This is a genomic window from Rhizobium mulingense (assembly GCF_029194105.1).
In the GTDB taxonomy this organism is placed as follows: Bacteria; Pseudomonadota; Alphaproteobacteria; order Rhizobiales; family Rhizobiaceae; genus Rhizobium; species Rhizobium mulingense.
Map to the genome: position 1 here is coordinate 252,476 of NZ_JARFVE010000002.1, position 15,536 is coordinate 268,011.

Annotated in this window: 15 protein-coding genes; 7 read left to right on the forward strand and 8 right to left on the reverse strand. The window is 58.9% G+C overall.

The window, feature by feature from the left end; translation table 11 throughout:
* Positions 1–228: 228 nt before the first annotated feature.
* The gene (locus PYR71_RS01365) at positions 229–741 is read right to left on the reverse strand and encodes a hypothetical protein (protein WP_275617956.1); all 513 of its coding nucleotides are present in this window, start codon (positions 739–741) and stop codon (positions 229–231) included.
* Positions 742–1,532: 791 nt separating this feature from the next.
* Between PYR71_RS01365 and PYR71_RS01370 the strand changes: the two genes are divergently transcribed.
* Positions 1,533–2,180 (forward strand): HD domain-containing protein, encoded by a 648-nt coding sequence (locus PYR71_RS01370; protein WP_416340295.1) that lies wholly within the window; start codon positions 1,533–1,535, stop codon positions 2,178–2,180.
* Between the two features lie 31 nt (positions 2,181–2,211).
* Here PYR71_RS01370 and PYR71_RS01375 read toward each other — a convergent pair whose 3' ends face one another.
* Positions 2,212–3,174, reverse strand: coding sequence for a GlxA family transcriptional regulator (locus PYR71_RS01375; RefSeq protein ID WP_275617958.1), 963 nt, complete (start codon positions 3,172–3,174; stop codon positions 2,212–2,214).
* Positions 3,175–3,283: 109 nt separating this feature from the next.
* Positions 3,284–4,696 carry a MocR-like pyridoxine biosynthesis transcription factor PdxR gene (pdxR, locus tag PYR71_RS01380; RefSeq protein ID WP_275617959.1) on the reverse strand — a complete coding sequence of 471 codons (1,413 nt, stop codon included), beginning with the start codon at positions 4,694–4,696 and terminating at the stop codon, positions 3,284–3,286.
* A gap of 93 nt (positions 4,697–4,789) precedes the next feature.
* Here pdxR and PYR71_RS01385 point away from each other — a divergent pair, with 93 nt between their 5' ends.
* Genes PYR71_RS01385 through PYR71_RS01400 form a run of 4 tightly spaced genes read left to right on the forward strand, consistent with a single transcriptional unit; the run spans position 4,790 to position 7,050 of the window.
* Positions 4,790–5,212 (forward strand): cupin domain-containing protein, encoded by a 423-nt coding sequence (locus tag PYR71_RS01385; RefSeq protein ID WP_275617960.1) that lies wholly within the window; start codon positions 4,790–4,792, stop codon positions 5,210–5,212.
* Between the two features lie 14 nt (positions 5,213–5,226).
* Positions 5,227–5,682: a carboxymuconolactone decarboxylase family protein gene (locus PYR71_RS01390; protein WP_275617961.1), complete on the forward strand. Its 456-nt coding sequence runs from the start codon at positions 5,227–5,229 to the stop codon at positions 5,680–5,682.
* Positions 5,683–5,695: 13 nt separating this feature from the next.
* A complete protein-coding gene (locus PYR71_RS01395) occupies positions 5,696–6,358 on the forward strand; it encodes an HD domain-containing protein (RefSeq protein ID WP_275617962.1) in 663 nt (220 codons plus the stop codon).
* An 11-nt stretch (positions 6,359–6,369) separates the two neighbouring features.
* On the forward strand, positions 6,370–7,050 hold the full coding sequence (locus PYR71_RS01400; protein ID WP_275617963.1) for an HD domain-containing protein: 681 nt from the start codon (positions 6,370–6,372) through the stop codon (positions 7,048–7,050).
* Between the two features lie 270 nt (positions 7,051–7,320).
* Here the strand turns inward: PYR71_RS01400 and PYR71_RS01405 are convergent, their stop codons facing one another.
* The 3 genes from PYR71_RS01405 to PYR71_RS01415 form a co-directional block, all read right to left on the reverse strand.
* A complete protein-coding gene (locus PYR71_RS01405) occupies positions 7,321–7,941 on the reverse strand; it encodes a YceI family protein (protein ID WP_275617964.1) in 621 nt (206 codons plus the stop codon).
* A 43-nt stretch (positions 7,942–7,984) separates the two neighbouring features.
* Positions 7,985–8,830: an arylamine N-acetyltransferase family protein gene (locus PYR71_RS01410; protein ID WP_275617965.1), complete on the reverse strand. Its 846-nt coding sequence runs from the start codon at positions 8,828–8,830 to the stop codon at positions 7,985–7,987.
* A 71-nt stretch (positions 8,831–8,901) separates the two neighbouring features.
* Positions 8,902–9,363 (reverse strand): cupin domain-containing protein, encoded by a 462-nt coding sequence (locus PYR71_RS01415; RefSeq protein WP_275617966.1) that lies wholly within the window; start codon positions 9,361–9,363, stop codon positions 8,902–8,904.
* Between the two features lie 99 nt (positions 9,364–9,462).
* On the opposite strand from PYR71_RS01415, the gene PYR71_RS01420 reads away from it, so the two are divergent.
* On the forward strand, positions 9,463–10,356 hold the full coding sequence (locus PYR71_RS01420) for a LysR family transcriptional regulator (protein WP_275617967.1): 894 nt from the start codon (positions 9,463–9,465) through the stop codon (positions 10,354–10,356).
* A gap of 629 nt (positions 10,357–10,985) precedes the next feature.
* Here the strand turns inward: PYR71_RS01420 and fcl are convergent.
* Complete coding sequence (gene fcl, locus PYR71_RS01425) at positions 10,986–11,939, reverse strand: GDP-L-fucose synthase (RefSeq protein ID WP_275617968.1); 954 nt, start codon at positions 11,937–11,939, stop codon at positions 10,986–10,988.
* On the reverse strand, positions 11,940–13,001 hold the full coding sequence (gene gmd / locus PYR71_RS01430) for a GDP-mannose 4,6-dehydratase (protein ID WP_183918591.1): 1,062 nt from the start codon (positions 12,999–13,001) through the stop codon (positions 11,940–11,942).
* 332 nt (positions 13,002–13,333) lie between these two features.
* On the opposite strand from gmd, the gene PYR71_RS01435 reads away from it, so the two are divergent.
* Positions 13,334–15,328 (forward strand): polysaccharide biosynthesis protein, encoded by a 1,995-nt coding sequence (locus tag PYR71_RS01435; protein ID WP_275617969.1) that lies wholly within the window; start codon positions 13,334–13,336, stop codon positions 15,326–15,328.
* Positions 15,329–15,536: the final 208 nt, after the last annotated feature.

Sequence of the window (15,536 nt, forward strand, 5' to 3'; positions counted from 1 at the left end):
GGCGACCAATCTGTCGGAAGAGCCCAATCAGGAACTACGGCAGTTTGTGATAGGTGTCGACACGGAACCGACAAGCTTGAATATTGGTGAACTGATAAAAGGCCGCGAGGTCCCTCGGTGCAGGTCCACCAGGGCGTGTCGCCATGCTGTTGGCGGTTCACGTTGAGCCATGGCGTGCTCTCTACAAGTCGAATACACACCGGGGCTTTCCCCGGTCCCGGACTGCGTTCAGGATGGCCAAATCGGCGTCACCCGCTCAATGCGATATCTCTTCTCGAACTCACGGAGCACCATTTCGAGCGTTGCCTCAAAAGCACCCTGGTCGAACATCATCGATTTATTTGCCTCGTGAAGGTAGCGCCAGTCGGTGAAGGCATCTTGGTGCTGATACAGAATGTGACGAATGCTGTGGTCGATGAAGAAACCGTTGGGATGGTACGGGACCACTGACCTTCTGAATTCCGCATCGAGTTTCTCTTGGCTTTCGGGCTTTAGGCTATCAAACAGTTTCAATAGGTTGTGCGACTTGACAACTTTTGGATCGTCGTAGTCGAAAACGAACCACGCCTTCAGCGCCAACTCCATGGAAAGCGCCAAAAGCATCGGTTCAACGCCGACGTGGTCGCTTTCGCGGAGGTCTGCATCCGTTCGGAATTCTGGGTCTGGAAAGCTCTGAGTTTTTCGAAAAATCGCCTTTGCGGCTTCCCCGATTCTAATGGCCGTCGATAGGCGCGCACTCATTAGAGATCCATTGATTGATGTAGACTGGTTTTGGAACTTGAGCTGAGAGATTACAAGAACGCTATTGCTTAGGCCAGGTGGCACGGAGTTACAACTTAACGACAACAGGGTGGAGTTGAGTTCACCGCCGGGGCTTGTTCTCCCCCTCACCCAATTCTGGCGTCCGACTACTGAGCGGACTCTCTTTAAGGAACTCGCGAGAAGGTGGCTGAACGGCAGGAATGGGGCGCATAGCGGCCGTTCGATTGATGGTTGCCGGACGGCGACCTCAGTGCTTAAAGCGGAAATTATTGCCGCTCGACTCCTGCTGTTGACTGGGACCCAAAGCCAGGGCACAAAGGTGGCATCCACGGTCGCTCGCGGCGGGAAAATATAGGGAAATCAAAGGCGATTTTGCTAAGTCTTTGAAATCATGTGAGAATACAAGGTCCCCAGGCAAGCCATTTTTGACCGATTTCATCAATTCAAATTGGCTACTATCTCCGCACGGAAAAGTGGCGTCTTCTCAATAACTTGGACGATCTCTGCCGCAGTTCCTTCGGCCATCCATCCTTTTCGAAGGCGGCCAGGCAAATTGGCTGGGGACCAGCCTCGACTGCAAAAAGTTGGCTTCGTCACCGACCAGACGCTCCACGTCTATGGCGTCAAGCGTTGAATGACAGGCTGCTCTATGGCGTGCTGCGGCTGGCTCTTTTTGGATGCTGTTTGGCACAAATAGCATCTTCATCATGTTTGAAGTTAGGTTCGTAACGAGCGACTTTCGGCACCATCAACTTGTATTCTTGAAAGAGATGGTCATGACTGAAACAAGCGCGACGATTGCAGGAGTTAAGATTCCCAGCAGCTCTATGGCGAAGGCAGCCACAGAGCTAGTTCGAGATACCGAAACCGAGCTGCTCTACCACCACTCGCGACGGGTCTTCTTGTTCGGCGCCCTGACTGGTGATCGCAAGGGTCAGAGCTACGACGCCGAACTACTCTACATCGGCGCCATGTTCCACGACATGGGCCTCATGGATTCGCATGCAAGCGAAACCGAACGCTTCGAAGTCGACGGAGCGAACGCAGCGCGGGAGTTCCTACGCGCCTACGACATACCGGAGCGCGACGTCGACGACGTCTGGGACTCGATCGCGCTCCACACGACGCCAGGCATTCCGCAGCACAAGCGCCCAACCGTTGCCCTTGTGACCGCCGGCGTCGAAATGGACGTGCTCGGCATCGGCTACGACGAGTTCACAAAGGAGCAGCGCGAAGAAGTGTGCGCCTGCCATCCGCGGGGCCTGAAGTTCAAGCACGGCATCCTATCTTCCTTCTGCATGGGGACGATCCGCAAGCCGGAGACCACCTTCGGCAACGTGAAAGCCGACGTGCTTTCTAGGATGGATCCGCGGGTCGACTTTACTGATCTGATTCTTGGTTCGAAGTGGGAAAGCTAAAAGGCGGCAACCACTTCGTCGACGGGGTGGGTTAGTCCTCCAGCCGCTGAAAGCTCGCTCTGTACTGACCGGGCGTGACGCCCAGCCTCCTTGAGAAGACCTGCCTCATGCGATGCGGCGATCCGAATCCGCATTCGTAGGCGATCTCCTTAAGCGCCAGACGGCTTCCCTCTAGCAGGTTTCGAGCGGCGTCCAGCCGGGCGTTCTCTACGAACTCGGCCGGCGTCGTTCGCGCCTGCTCCGCAAACAGACGTGCGAAGCTCCTGCGGCTCATGTGGATGTGGTCGGCAAGCTCGTCCACCGTCAGGCGGGACCTCAGGTTCGCCATGACAAACTCCGAGATCGCCGCCAGCGGAGACTTGGGATCCGCCGGCGCCACCACATATGGACTAAACTGCGACTGCCCGCCCTGGCGCTGGGCGACGACGACAAGACGCTTTGCGACTGTCAGAGCGATCTCCGTTCCGTGATCCTCCCTCACGATGGCGAGCGCAAGATCGATGCCGGCTGTCACTCCGGCCGAGGTCAGCAGACCGCCGTCCTTGACGTAGATACGGTCGCGGTCCACGACGGCGTCTGGGAAGCGCTCCGCCAGAGCGTCGGCATTTTGCCAATGCGTCGTCACCCGCTTTCCACCAAGAAGACCTGCATGTCCAAGGACGAACGCGCCCGTGCAAACCGATCCCGTTCGGACCGAAACCTTCGACAAGCGCCGGATGCATTCCAACATGCCCGTGTCCGGGAGGTCATCGGGAAGTTTCGGGCCGCCGGCTACGAGTACAAGATCGTAGCTGCCGGTGGCTTCGTCGTATGTTCGGTGCGCTTCCATCCTCATTCCGTTTGAGGCCGCGAAAATGCCCTCCGGTCCGACAACCTCGACCAGATATCTGTCGGCCTCCGGCAGAAGTGCATTCGCTTCCTCGAACACGTCCATAGGACCGGAAACGTCGATTGCTTGGACGCCGGGAAAGACGACAACAGCTACTGAGCGCATGCGAAGCTCCCGCCGTGGAATTCCTCAATGAGCACCATAGCCAACCCTTTGTTCAATCGGGATCGACCCGACATTGAAGAAGCGTCGAATAAGACGATTTGGCTGCACCCTACGAACATCGCATGATTGTCTCGATCAGGCGCTCGCACGTCCGCACCACGTTCTTGATAGGTGCGGTCGCGACGCCGAGCAGCAGCCCTGCCTCTGCCATTTCAGCGGACGCGTACCAGGGCGAAAGCGGTGCGGGAAACGTGCCGAAGGTCAATGCATCCCTGGCGATCGCAACGTCGCGCGCGCCCTTAGGCAGTTTAAGGAGGACCGACAGGCCCGGAGCCGAGACCGAGTCCGGGCCTAGGGTGTCGCGGAAATAGTCGAGAACCGGCTGCCGGGCCGCCGCGTAGGCACGTTTGATCCTCCTCAGGTGCCGCATGTAGTGCCCTTCTCGTATGAACTCGGAAATCGCCAACTGAACCGACGGACCGGGAGGCGGAGACAGGCAGGCCGCCACTTCGGCGAACCGGCCTGCGAGTTCGGCAGGAGCGATAACGAAACCGAGCCGGAGGGCCGGACTGATTGTCTTGCTGAACGAACCAATGTGAATGACACGGCCGCCGTTATCGATCGAGGCGAGCGCCGGCGCAGCCCGCCCGCTCAACTGGAGTTCGCTCAGATAGTCGTCCTCGACGATCCAGGCTCCGCTGCGCTCCGCCCACGCGAGAAGTTGCAGCCGTCTCTGCAGAGAAAGTGTCGCGCCAAGTGGTGCCTGCTGGCCCGGCGTCAGCACCGCGAGCTTGGCTTCGGGGTAGTTGCGTGTTCCGTGGTCGACGTTAAAGCCTTCGCCGTCGACAGGGACCGGAACCGGAAGCACATGAGCAAGTTCAAGTGCCCGCCGGGTCCAAGGAAATCCGGGATCCTCGAACCACGCACTGTGGCCATGCAGTCCGAGGACGCTGAGGGTCAGTCCGAATCCGCCTGCGAAGCCGCCGGTGATGATGACCTGAGAAGCCGAGCAGTTGATCCCTCTGGCCACGGCCAGATACGCTGCGATTTCACGTCTCAACTCGATCTCTCCGCGGGGATCCGGGTACAGAGGCGGCGCACTCAGCTCGGCGCGAACGGCACTTGCACGCAGCCGGGCCAGCAATTTGGACGGCATCGTATGAGATGCCGGAATGCCCATCTGAAACAGTGCTGGCCCTTGAGTCATCTCCAGATACGTATCAAGAAATGAGCCTGCCGTCGGCGACGTCACCCTTTTGGAGCCGGAGCGGGGACGATCGGCCACCCGCGTTCCCGCGGCCCCCGAAGCTTCGATCAACTGCGCGGCGGCGAGCTTCTCGTAGGCGGTCCGTACCGTTCCCCGTGCGACACCGAGCTGGACTGCAAGGTCCTGCCACGAGGGAAGCCGTGCACCCGGTTCAAGTACCCCATCCTCTATGGCTCTGGCGATCCCATTGCGGATCTGCTCGGACAGGGAGCGTGATTCCGCCCGGTCCACGGTCAACTTCAGCAGCGTGTTCATCTGGTCATGGTACACTAATTCTTCGCGTTCTTGGTTCTTTTTTCTGGATCATGATGAGGGCATTTTGAATGCGTCTCTGAAGGAGAATGAACCATGAAACGATCGATAAATCGCGCTGCAACTGCACTTACGGTTGCAATTTTGATTGCGGGACCAGTGCCGGCCCACGACGCTGAGCGGGAAAGCGTCACGCCGAAGTTCGCCCACGCGCTCGCCAACATTCCCGGTAAGTCCATGCGCGTCGTCGAGGTTGACTACGCGCCCGGCGCTTCCTCGCTCCCGCACACGCACGCTCCGTCCGCCTTCATCTACGCCTACGTCCTCTCGGGCGAGGTGGAGTCGAAGGTCAACGACGGCGAAACCCGTAGGTACAAGGCGGGCGAAAGCTGGTTCGAGGCGCCCGGCGCCGTTCACTCGATCAGCCGCAACGCCAGCGACACGGTGCCGGCAAGACTGCTTGCCGTCTTCGTCGTCGATACCGACGAGACGAAACTCACCACCCCTGTCAAGGAATAAAAGGAACTCGAACGATGACAAGAAGGCTCGACTACAATCAGGTTGCTCCAAACGGCGCCAAGGCGCTCGGCGGCGTCTATGGCTACGTGCTCCAGAGCGGTCTGCCGGGTGAACTGGTAGACCTCGTGTATCTGCGCGTATCCCAGATCAACAACTGCGCCTACTGCCTCGACATGCATACTCGCGAGCTCCTGAAGCGCAGCGTGAAGATCGAAAAGCTCGCGCTGGTTCAGGCATGGGAGGAAGGCGGCAACCTCTTCAGCGAGGCCGAGCGCGCTGCGCTTGCCTGGGCCGAAACCGTGACTCTTGTTGCGGAGACAGGCGTACCGGACGGCGCATACGAGGCGGCACGCCAGGTCTTCGACGAGAAGCAGCTTGTCGATCTTACGATCGCCATCAGCCTGATGAACAGCTACAATCGCATGGCGATCAGCTTCCGCAACACGCCTCAAGCGGTCCTCGAGACCTGACGGAGGACAGAACATGGCTGTCGTTGAAATTTCCGGCATCAGGATTCCGGACAGCAGGCTGGCCCGCGAAGCGAGCGAGTTCGTCCGAGAGATGGAGAGCACGTTGCTGTTCGAGCACTCCACGCGCGTCTATTTCTGGGGCGCGATGGCCGGGCAGCGGAGGGGCCTGAACTTCGATCGGGAACTGCTCTTCGCGGCGGCCATGTTCCACGACATCGGCCTGACAGCGGGCTTCAAGGAGAGCAGACTGCGCTTCGAAGTCGACGGCGCGAACGCCGCCCGTGACTTTCTTCGCGGCCACGGCATCTCGGAAGACGACATGCAGAAGGTCTGGCTCGCGATCGCGCTGCACACGACGCCGGGGATTTCGGCGCATCTGGACCCTATTGCTTGCCTGACCGCCGAAGGCGTCATGATGGACCTCGTCGGCGCCGGCTATAATCGGTTCGACGAAGACCAGCGAGCTGCCGTCGAAGCAGCATATCCGCGCGGAGCCGGCTTCGCTGAAGGCCTACTCCAGGCACTTTACGATGGCCTGGAGCACCGACCGGACGTCACTCAGGGAACAGGTCTCGCCGACGTGATGGCGGACAAGAACGCTCATTTCCATCGCCGCAACTTCTGCTGCCTGATGCGGAATTCCCCGTGGGCATGCGACGATTGCAGCTCCAGCTAAGAGGTTTTCCCATGTCGAAAATACCAGACGGAGTACGAATCCCTGACAGCCAGATTGCCCGCGAGGTCACCGAATTCATCCGTGACACCGAGAGCGACCTGCTCTTTCACCACTCCGTACGGGTCTACTTCTGGGGAGCGATGACCGGAAACAGAAAGCGAATGATCTTCGACCCTGAACTGCTCTATACGGCATGCATGTTCCACGACCTAGGACTGACAGACCAATATGGTGACAGCCAGCTCCGCTTCGAGGTCGACGGCGCCAATGCCGCAGCCGACTTCCTTAGAAGCCGTGGGATTGCGCCAGAGCAGATCGAGATCGTCTGGAACGCTGTCGCGCTTCACACCACTCCCGGGATTCCGGAATTCATGCGCCCGGAGATCGCACTGGTTCAGGCGGGCGCCGGAATGGACGTGGTCGGACGTGGTTTCGACGAGTTTTCTCCCGCGGAACGCGAGGCTGTCGTCGCAGCATATCCTCGCGAGGACGCCTTCGCAGACGGCATCATTGAAGCCTTCTATCATGGAATGAAGCATCGTCCTCAGAGCACGTTCGGTACATTCAACGACGACGTCCTCGCGTTCAAGGATCCAACGTTCGAGCGGGTCGACATCTGCAAGGCGATACTCAGCTCCCGATGGAAAGTCGAGCCTCGCCGCTGCGGAAACGCTTGCGATCACGCTCATTGAGCAAATGAGAATTTCCGGGTCTGCCGACGTTCACCTCTGCTCGCTACTGCGGATGTTGGATTGCCGAGCCCTGCGCACTCGATCAGAGGAAAAATACGACCATGAAGACACGAACGTTCCTCGTCACCGGTGCGAGCAGAGGCATTGGCAGAGCGCTGTCACATCGCCTCGCCGAATCCGGCCTTATCACCTTGGTTTTGGGATGAACTTGGCCCGTCTCACTATGGTTATGAGACATACCGTTCGAGGTCGAACCGCGCCGCCGGACCGTCAGCGGAAGGCATAGTCGGCCGGGACCATTTGCGTTTCGATGACGAGCTTCACCTCGTCCCCCAGTTCCGGAATGGCGAAGCCGAGGCCCCATTCGCTGCGGCGGATCGTGCCGGTGGCCGAGAAGCCGAGCTTGGAAGTCTTCATGATAGGATGCTGCGCCATGGATCCGTTGAAGGTCACGTTGAGGGAAGCGGGATGTGTCTGGTCCCGGAAGGTCAGCACGCCTTCCACTATCCCGGTCCTTTCGCCGGTGATCCGGATCGTACTGGAGACGAACCGGATCTGCTTGCCGGCCAGGAAGTCCGGATCACCGCCGATCTTCGCGTCGAAGTCGACCACGTCCGACCAGGGATAGTCGGTCCGCACCGACATCGGGTCGATCTCCACCGTCAGCTTGGAGGCTTCCGGCTTGATCGGGTTCCAATCCAGTCGCGCATTCACGCCGGTGAAGCGGGCGGTGTAGTTCGACAGGCCGGAATGGTTGAACGACCAGAGGAGGCTCGAATGCGACGGGTCGGTCTTGTAGGCTCCGGCGGAGGCCCGCTCATCGAGACCTGCGGCAACCGCGAGAGCCGTGCTCAGTGCGAAACCGACATAGAATGCGGCTATGCGAAGCATGGATGTTTCCTTGAATCCATAGTGTTGAAAGGGTGCCGCCTGTTCAGGCCGCCTTATCTCGGCCAATCGCCTGGATCTTGTCCCAGACCTGTCCGGGCCGGGGAATGTCGAGGTCGAAAACAGTTTCAAACGTGTCCGCGAGATGGGCGGCGCTTGTGATGCGGTGTTCGCTAACGCTGTTGGGCGTCACGGTGCGCAAACGATCGTTCTGCAGGGCGATGTAGCCCTCCGCGGTGTGACGCAGGACTGCCAGCGCATTCGTGAATGGCGAGCCGGGATCCTGCATCAGCCAGCCCTGGGTGGCGGCCATGGCGGCCTCGTCGCTGTGGTCGGCCCGGAAATCGAAACTGCGCGCGATGCCATGCACATGATTGTTGAAGCGCAGCCAACCATCTTCCGTCGGCATGATCGAAAAATCGAAACCGCGCTGGTTGATCGGTCCGACAGCAAGCGGCACGGGTTCGACGATGGCATCGGCCACGCCGACCTCGGCGAGATAGGCGCGGTCGAGATCGACACGCAGGGTCAGGTGATTGCCGATAGCGATGTCGCCCAGTTTCTCACGATCAACGCCACCACAGAGGCGGGTTACCCGGAAACCGAGCGCATCGAGAGCTGCGCCGAAGAGACCGTTCATCTCGTAGCACCAGCCGCCGCGCCTGCCCTCCACCATCTTGGCGAAGGCGGATGCCGGGGTGACCGAGGACGGCCATCCCATGAAGGCATCCAGCGCCTCCCAGGTGAAGGTCATGAGGTGAGCGCGGTGAAGCCTCGACAGGCTATGAAGGTCGAGAGAAATCGGCCGATCGACCCCGATCCTTGCGAGATATGTGTCTAGTTGGCCGGTTGTCAGGGTCATTTCGTTTTCGTTTGAAGGCACGTGTGTCATCCTTCAGTCTCCTTTCGATGGACCGTTGTTAAGGTTCTCGATGCTGTGTTTCGGGGCGGTTTGTCGCCAGATCAGGCGACCGTGCGGTCGTCGTCAGGCAGGAAGGTGAGGCCGAAATCCTTTGCGACGGAGGCGATCTGCTCGGGCGTTTCGGGCTTGCAAAGCTCGATGATCGGAAAGAAGTTCTCGAACCCGCCCGGCGTCACGACGACCATGAGGCAGCCTTCCTTCTCTCCGATGTTGCGGAAGCGATGCGGCACGCCGCGCGGCAGCGCGATGCAGCCCCCCTCCGTCAGTTCGACATAGTCGCCGGCACACCAGAAGCCGAAGCAGCCGGACAGGACGCGGAAGAACTCGTCCTCGCGCTCGTGCACATGAAGCGGCGGCCCCTCCCCGGGCGGCACGATGACCTCAAGCATGCCGAACGAGCCGCCTGTATTGGCCGCCATCATGCGTATGATGTGTTTGCCGAACGCCATTGCCGGCGTTCCATGGCCCGGCGGTGATACCGCCGCATAGGTGAATGTCTTCATGTCGGGTCTCCGTCTGCTTGAGGATATCCATCGATTACTTTGTGTTGCGTCTCATGATAAGTTCGATAAATTGACATCATTGAATGGATAATCGCGCTCATGAAAACGCTCGATCCGCTTGACGGGATTGCCGCCTTTCTAACGGTTTCCATGTATCTCAGCTTCTCTAAGGCGGCGGATGAGCTGGGCATGTCGCGTGCGACGGTGGGAGCCCAGGTCAGACAACTCGAGGATCGCCTCGGCATTCGCCTATTTCAGAGATCGACACGCAAGATCGCCCTTACCGAGGCGGGCGCGGCCTACCGGGAAGCCCTTTCGGGTATCCTGCCGCAGATAAGGGAGGCGGAACGGGCAGCAATCTCGTTCCAGAAGGAAGCTGTCGGGCGATTGCGGGTGTCTGCGCCGCCCGACCTCGGGCATCTGGTGATCGTGCCGGCGGTTTCGGAGTTCCTCAAGCTCAACCCGGCTGTATCCATCGAGCTGGACCTGTCGCACCGGGCCGTAAACCTGATCGAGGATGGCTTCGACCTTGCAATTCGAGGCCGCCTGTCTGTCGATCCTAATCTGATCACCCGGCAACTGGCGACATCGTCATTGGTGATCTGCGCTTCACCTACCTATATTGCCGAACATGGTGCACCGGAGACGCCGCACGACCTCGCACACCACTCCTGTCTCCACTTTGCCGAACTAAGATGGGGGCGGGTCTGGCCGTTCAGCAGGAACGGTGAGGAGTTTCGCATTCCGATCGTGCCCCGGCTGGAACTCAATCACAGCCTTGGCCTGCGCGATGCCGCCTTGCTGGGGGTCGGTATCGTCCTCCTGCCCGACTTTATCGTCGGGGAAGACCTCAGGCAGGGCCGGTTGGTACGTCTTCTCCCCGACTGGGATATAAGCACGATACAGTTGCAAGCGGTCTATCCGGCCAATCGCCATATTGCGGTGAAGGTCCGACGCTTCGTCTCGTTCCTGGCAGGCAAACTGCGGGAGTAGATGAGGCGGCCCTCGAGATCCTGGCGGGACAGACCGCCAACGCCTTGAGGGCAAGCGAACGGGAGGCGGCGGCAGCCGAACCGGGGCAGGGCTCGCCCGTGCCCGAACCTGCGGCCAGCGGCCGGGATGTCCGCGTGGCCCATCGTGCCTTCGGCGAGTGAAAGGCGACCATTGGTGCGAACCGGACGTTGGCCAAGGAACTGTCAACTCCCGCTCTCCACCCATCTCTGCTGATGCTGACCAGCCAGCGAAAGCCTGCCTCGCCCGGAAGCGGAAATTATTGCCGCTCTACGCACGTGTTGACTGAGGCCCAAAGCCAGGGCACAAAGGTGGCATCCACGGTCGCTCGCGATGGGAAAACAGAGGAAATTTCAAGTTTTTTCTTCTAAGTCATTGAAATCATGTGAGATTCCAGGTTCCCCAGCCAATTCTCCCAGATTGATGAGACGACAGGCGCCGATGCGGATGTCTGACCTGCTGCTTGTCAAAATAGCGAACGGTTGCCGCGATTCCGGCCGTGATCGTGCGCTTCGATCAACAGCTCCGCTCAGGGAGAGACATCAGACAGCGGCGCGCCCGATGCTGACGACACGCTGATGTCGCCGAGAGAACTCTAAACGGCTCGATCGCTACTTTCGCACCGCGGCGCCGTTGCCTTCGACCTGCAAAAACCATTCATATACGGCGCGAACCCCCTCCTCCAGCGAGATGCGCGGCTTCCAGCCCATGTTCTTCAGCTTGTCGTTGCTCATCAGCTTGCGCGGGGTACCGTCCGGCTTGGAGAGGTCGTGGGCGATTGTTCCTTCATAACCGACAACGCGGCAAACCAGGCGCGCGAGCTCGATGATTTCGATATCCTCCCCCGATCCGACATTGACGTGCTCAGCGCCCGAATAATTCTTCAACAGGAAAACGAGCGCATCTGCACAATCGTCGACGTGAAGAAATTCACGCCGGGGCGTTCCGGTTCCCCAGATGATAATTTCGGAAGCTCCGGTCGTCTTTGCGAGGTGGATTTTCCGGATCAGCGCCGGCAGAACGTGACTGGATTGCAGATCGAAATTGTCGCCCGGGCCATAAAGATTGGTGGGCATGGCCGAAATATAATCGCGGCCGTGCTGCTTGCGGTAGGCTTCGGCCAGCTTGATCCCGGCAATCTTGGCGATCGCATACCATTCGTTGGTCGGCTCGAGCGGACCGGTCAGAAGCGCATCTTCAGAAATCGGCTGCGGCGCAAATTTGGGGTAAATGCAACTTGAGCCCAGGAACAGAAGCCTTTCGACACCGCTGCGATGCGCGGCTTCGAAGATATTGGCCTCGATGATCAGGTTATCGTAAAGAAAATCGGCCGGAAAGGTATCGTTTGCAAGAATGCCGCCAACTTTCGCGGCGGCAAGGATGACTGCATCCGGTCTGTTTGCCTGGACGAATCTTTCGACCTCGTCCTGCCGCTTGAGATCAAGCTCCTGACGCGTTGCCGTCATGACGGTGCAATTTTCTGAGTGAAGCCGGCGCACAAGTGCGCTGCCCACCATGCCCCGATGGCCGGCCACCCAGATTTTCTTGTTGGACAAGTCGGACACTCAGCTCTCTTTCCTGAAGTTTTGAGCCTTCCAGTGCTTGATATCCTCACGCACCATTTCGGCGGCCAGTTCGCGAACCGGCGTCTTGTGGTGCCAACCCAGATTTTGACGCGCCTTGCTCGGATCGCCAAGCAAAAGATCGACTTCGGTCGGACGAAAATACCGGGGATCGATTTCGACAAGGCATCGACCCGAGGCGGCGTCATAGCCCTTCTCGTCAACGCCGGATCCCTTCCAATCCAGGGTGATGCCGACATCGGCGAAGGCCCACTGGACGAACTGGCGCACGCTGGTCGTCTCGCCCGTCGCCAATACGTAGTCCTCGGGCTTGTTCTGCTGCAGCATCAGCCACATGCCTTCGACATATTCGCGCGCGTGGCCCCAGTCGCGCTTGGCGTCGAGATTGCCGAGGAAAAGCTTCTCCTGAAGACCGAGATGGATGGCAGCCACCGCCATTGTGATCTTGCGGGTAACGAAGGTTTCGCCGCGAAGCGGGCTTTCATGGTTGAACAGAATGCCGTTCGACGCATGCATGCCGTAAGCCTCGCGATAATTCACCACGATCCAATAGGCATAGAGCTTGGCTGCGGCATAGGGAGAGCGCGGGTAAAAGGGCGTATTCTCGTTCTGCGGCACTTGCTGCACGAGGCCGTATAGCTCCGATGTCGACGCCTGGTAGAATCGCGTCTTCTTCTCAAGACTGAGGATACGGATCGCCTCAAGCAGCCTCAGCGTCCCAATGCCGTCGGCGTCTGCCGTATATTCAGGCGTTTCGAAGCTGACGCCGACATGGCTTTGTGCGGCGAGATTGTAGATTTCATCCGGCTGCGTCTGCTGCACGATCCGAAGAAGATTGGTCGAGTCGATCATATCGCCATAATGCAGCATGAAGCGCGGATGGGCTTCATGCGGATCCTGGTAGATATGCTCGATACGGCCGGTGTTAAAAGACGAAGATCGCCGCTTGATACCATGCACCGTATAGCCTTTGCTCAGAAGCAATTCGGCCAAATAGGCACCATCCTGACCAGTCACCCCAGTGATAAGCGCGGTTTTCGTCATTTTCTACGTCGTCTCTCAATGCAATCTTCAGGATGTGTTTATGGAAACGACCGAACGAGCGCAACCCCCATATGACTGAGCCCAATCCACCGACATGAGCATGATGGAGCTCTGTGGTTGACGCGGGTCAGGCGCAGTGGGACTGAAGCGTGAAAAATCACCTGCCGTACCGGCGGCAAGGTAATGGGCGGACGGGCAGATGGCCATTGTATAGCCTACTTCTGATAGATAAGCGGCGCGGGAGACCTTGATTTCCGATTATTTCAGTTGCGCTCGTTGCAGAAAGCGACAAGAAGGTGGTTGTCTATTGATCTGCGAGACGCTGGTTAGCAATGCCTGAAAATACTCCCACTGAGACGCCTCGCTCAGGATGGTTCTTAATGCCGATGCAAGCGCTCGTCGCCCCTCTGCTGGCGATGCCGCGGGTTGCCAAACGCGCTCTGGCCTTGCTGGTGGATTCCAGCTTTTGTGTTCTGACGATCTGGCTGGCCTATTGCTTCCGCCTGAACGAATGGACGGTGCTGACCGGTGTGCAGTGGCTGCCGGTTTTCGTTTCACTGTGCATGGCCCTTCCCATCTTCATCGTCATGGGCATGTATCGGGCGATCTTCCGTTATGCCAATATGGCTGCTTTCATTACTGTTCTGAAGGCGATTGCGATCTACGGCGTTGCCTTCATGACGATATTTACAGCACTCAGCGTCCCGGGTGTTCCGAGAACCGTCGGCATCCTCCAGCCCTTCCTTCTGTTAATTGCGATCGGGCTGTCGAGGTTGAGTATCCGCTATTGGCTGGGGGATGCCTACCAGCGCATCCTTCACAAGAATATGCTCGCCAAGGTGCTGATCTATGGGGCAGGCAAGGCCGGGCGGCAACTCGCCGGCGCCCTGAGGAACAGCGCCGAACTCATTGTCGTCGGTTACCTGGATGATGATCCGCGTCTTAAGGGCGGCGTCATGGGCGGCTTGCCGATCTACGACCCCTCGGATCTTCCGGTGCTTGCCGAATCTCTCGGCGTCCACAACGTGCTTCTTGCTCTTCCCTCCGCAACGCGGCAGCGCCGCAACGAAATCCTGGAGCACGTCCGTAAAGCCAGGGTCAATGTTCGCACGTTGCCGGATCTCACTGCCCTGGCTCAGGGACGCATCGCCGTCTCCGACATCCGAGAGCTCGAAATCGAAGATCTGCTGGGAAGAGAAGCGGTCGCGCCGCGCCAGGAGCTACTCGACAAGTCGATGCGCAACAAGGTGGTGATGGTCACCGGTGCCGGCGGCTCAATCGGCGGCGAATTATGTCGTCAGATTTTGCGCACCGGGCCTTCCAGCCTCATCCTCATCGATCAGAACGAGTTTGCGCTTTACAGTATTGACGCCGAATTGCGGAAGCTGGCCGAACTGTACAGATATGAAAATCTGCAGATCGTCCCAATCCTCTGCTCTGTCCGCGATCAGGATCGCATGGAACATGTCATGCAGAGCTGGCGACCTCAGACGCTCTATCATGCAGCCGCTTACAAACATGTTCCCCTTGTCGAACACAATGCCGTGGAAGGCATCAAGAACAATGTGATGGGTACGCTGGTCGCTGCACGCACGGCGCATAAATGCGGCGTCTCGAATTTCGTGCTGATCAGTACCGACAAGGCCGTGCGTCCGACAAATGTGATGGGCGCCAGCAAGAGGTTGGCCGAGATGGTCCTGCAGGCGCTCGCAGCGGAATCGACTACCCACAGAATGCGGACGAATTTCTCCATAGTCCGTTTCGGAAACGTGCTCGGCTCCTCCGGATCCGTCGTGCCGCTTTTCCGGCAGCAGATCAAGGAAGGCGGCCCCGTAACGCTGACACATCCTGATATAACCCGCTATTTCATGACCATTTCCGAGGCTTCCCAACTCGTCATACAGGCCGGCGCGATGGCCGAGGGCGGAGATGTTTTCCTGCTCGACATGGGAGAGCCAGTTCGCATCGCCGATCTCGCCCGCAAGATGGTGGAGCTTTCCGGGCTGGCCGTCCGCGACGAAAACAATCCCGAAGGCGATATCGAGCTGTTCGTTACCGGTCTTCGGCCCGGCGAGAAGCTTTATGAAGAACTTTTGATCGGGGATAATCCTGAAACAACCGAACATCCTCGGATTATGAAGGCGCGCGAGGATTTCCTATCCTGGCCCGAGCTGTCGCGAAGGCTCAACGCGCTCAACGCGGCATTGGACCGGAACGATATGATCGCTGCACGTGCGACATTGGCGGAGCTTGTTTCCGGCTATTCGTCAACGGGTGAGGTCTCGGATCTGGCTCTCACCGGCGCCGAGGCCAATACCGCCGCCTGAGACATGAGCGGCGGCGGGTTCGGGTTCAGCCACGCTGTGAGTGACAAAAATGGCTGACGCGGCCCACGAGACCGGCAACGACTCTAACGAGGACCGCTCTGGTGAAACTTATGAGCTCCATTTATGAGGTGGCTGCCTACGACCAAATAGCGAGCACAACCGCTAGATACCAGCGGGGCTCCCTTTTTCAAGGCCCCGACGAAAGCGC

Coding starts and splice junctions, on each gene's coding strand:
- PYR71_RS01365 (WP_275617956.1), bottom strand. CDS start 741: ATGAGTGCGCGCCTATCGACGGCCATTAGAATCGGGGAAGCCGCAAAG.
- PYR71_RS01370 (WP_416340295.1), top strand. CDS start 1,533: ATGGTCATGACTGAAACAAGCGCGACGATTGCAGGAGTTAAGATTCCC.
- PYR71_RS01375 (WP_275617958.1), bottom strand. CDS start 3,174: ATGCGCTCAGTAGCTGTTGTCGTCTTTCCCGGCGTCCAAGCAATCGAC.
- pdxR (WP_275617959.1), bottom strand. CDS start 4,696: ATGAACACGCTGCTGAAGTTGACCGTGGACCGGGCGGAATCACGCTCC.
- PYR71_RS01385 (WP_275617960.1), top strand. CDS start 4,790: ATGAAACGATCGATAAATCGCGCTGCAACTGCACTTACGGTTGCAATT.
- PYR71_RS01390 (WP_275617961.1), top strand. CDS start 5,227: ATGACAAGAAGGCTCGACTACAATCAGGTTGCTCCAAACGGCGCCAAG.
- PYR71_RS01395 (WP_275617962.1), top strand. CDS start 5,696: ATGGCTGTCGTTGAAATTTCCGGCATCAGGATTCCGGACAGCAGGCTG.
- PYR71_RS01400 (WP_275617963.1), top strand. CDS start 6,370: ATGTCGAAAATACCAGACGGAGTACGAATCCCTGACAGCCAGATTGCC.
- PYR71_RS01405 (WP_275617964.1), bottom strand. CDS start 7,941: ATGCTTCGCATAGCCGCATTCTATGTCGGTTTCGCACTGAGCACGGCT.
- PYR71_RS01410 (WP_275617965.1), bottom strand. CDS start 8,830: ATGACACACGTGCCTTCAAACGAAAACGAAATGACCCTGACAACCGGC.
- PYR71_RS01415 (WP_275617966.1), bottom strand. CDS start 9,363: ATGAAGACATTCACCTATGCGGCGGTATCACCGCCGGGCCATGGAACG.
- PYR71_RS01420 (WP_275617967.1), top strand. CDS start 9,463: ATGAAAACGCTCGATCCGCTTGACGGGATTGCCGCCTTTCTAACGGTT.
- gmd (WP_183918591.1), bottom strand. CDS start 13,001: ATGACGAAAACCGCGCTTATCACTGGGGTGACTGGTCAGGATGGTGCC.
- PYR71_RS01435 (WP_275617969.1), top strand. CDS start 13,334: ATGCCTGAAAATACTCCCACTGAGACGCCTCGCTCAGGATGGTTCTTA.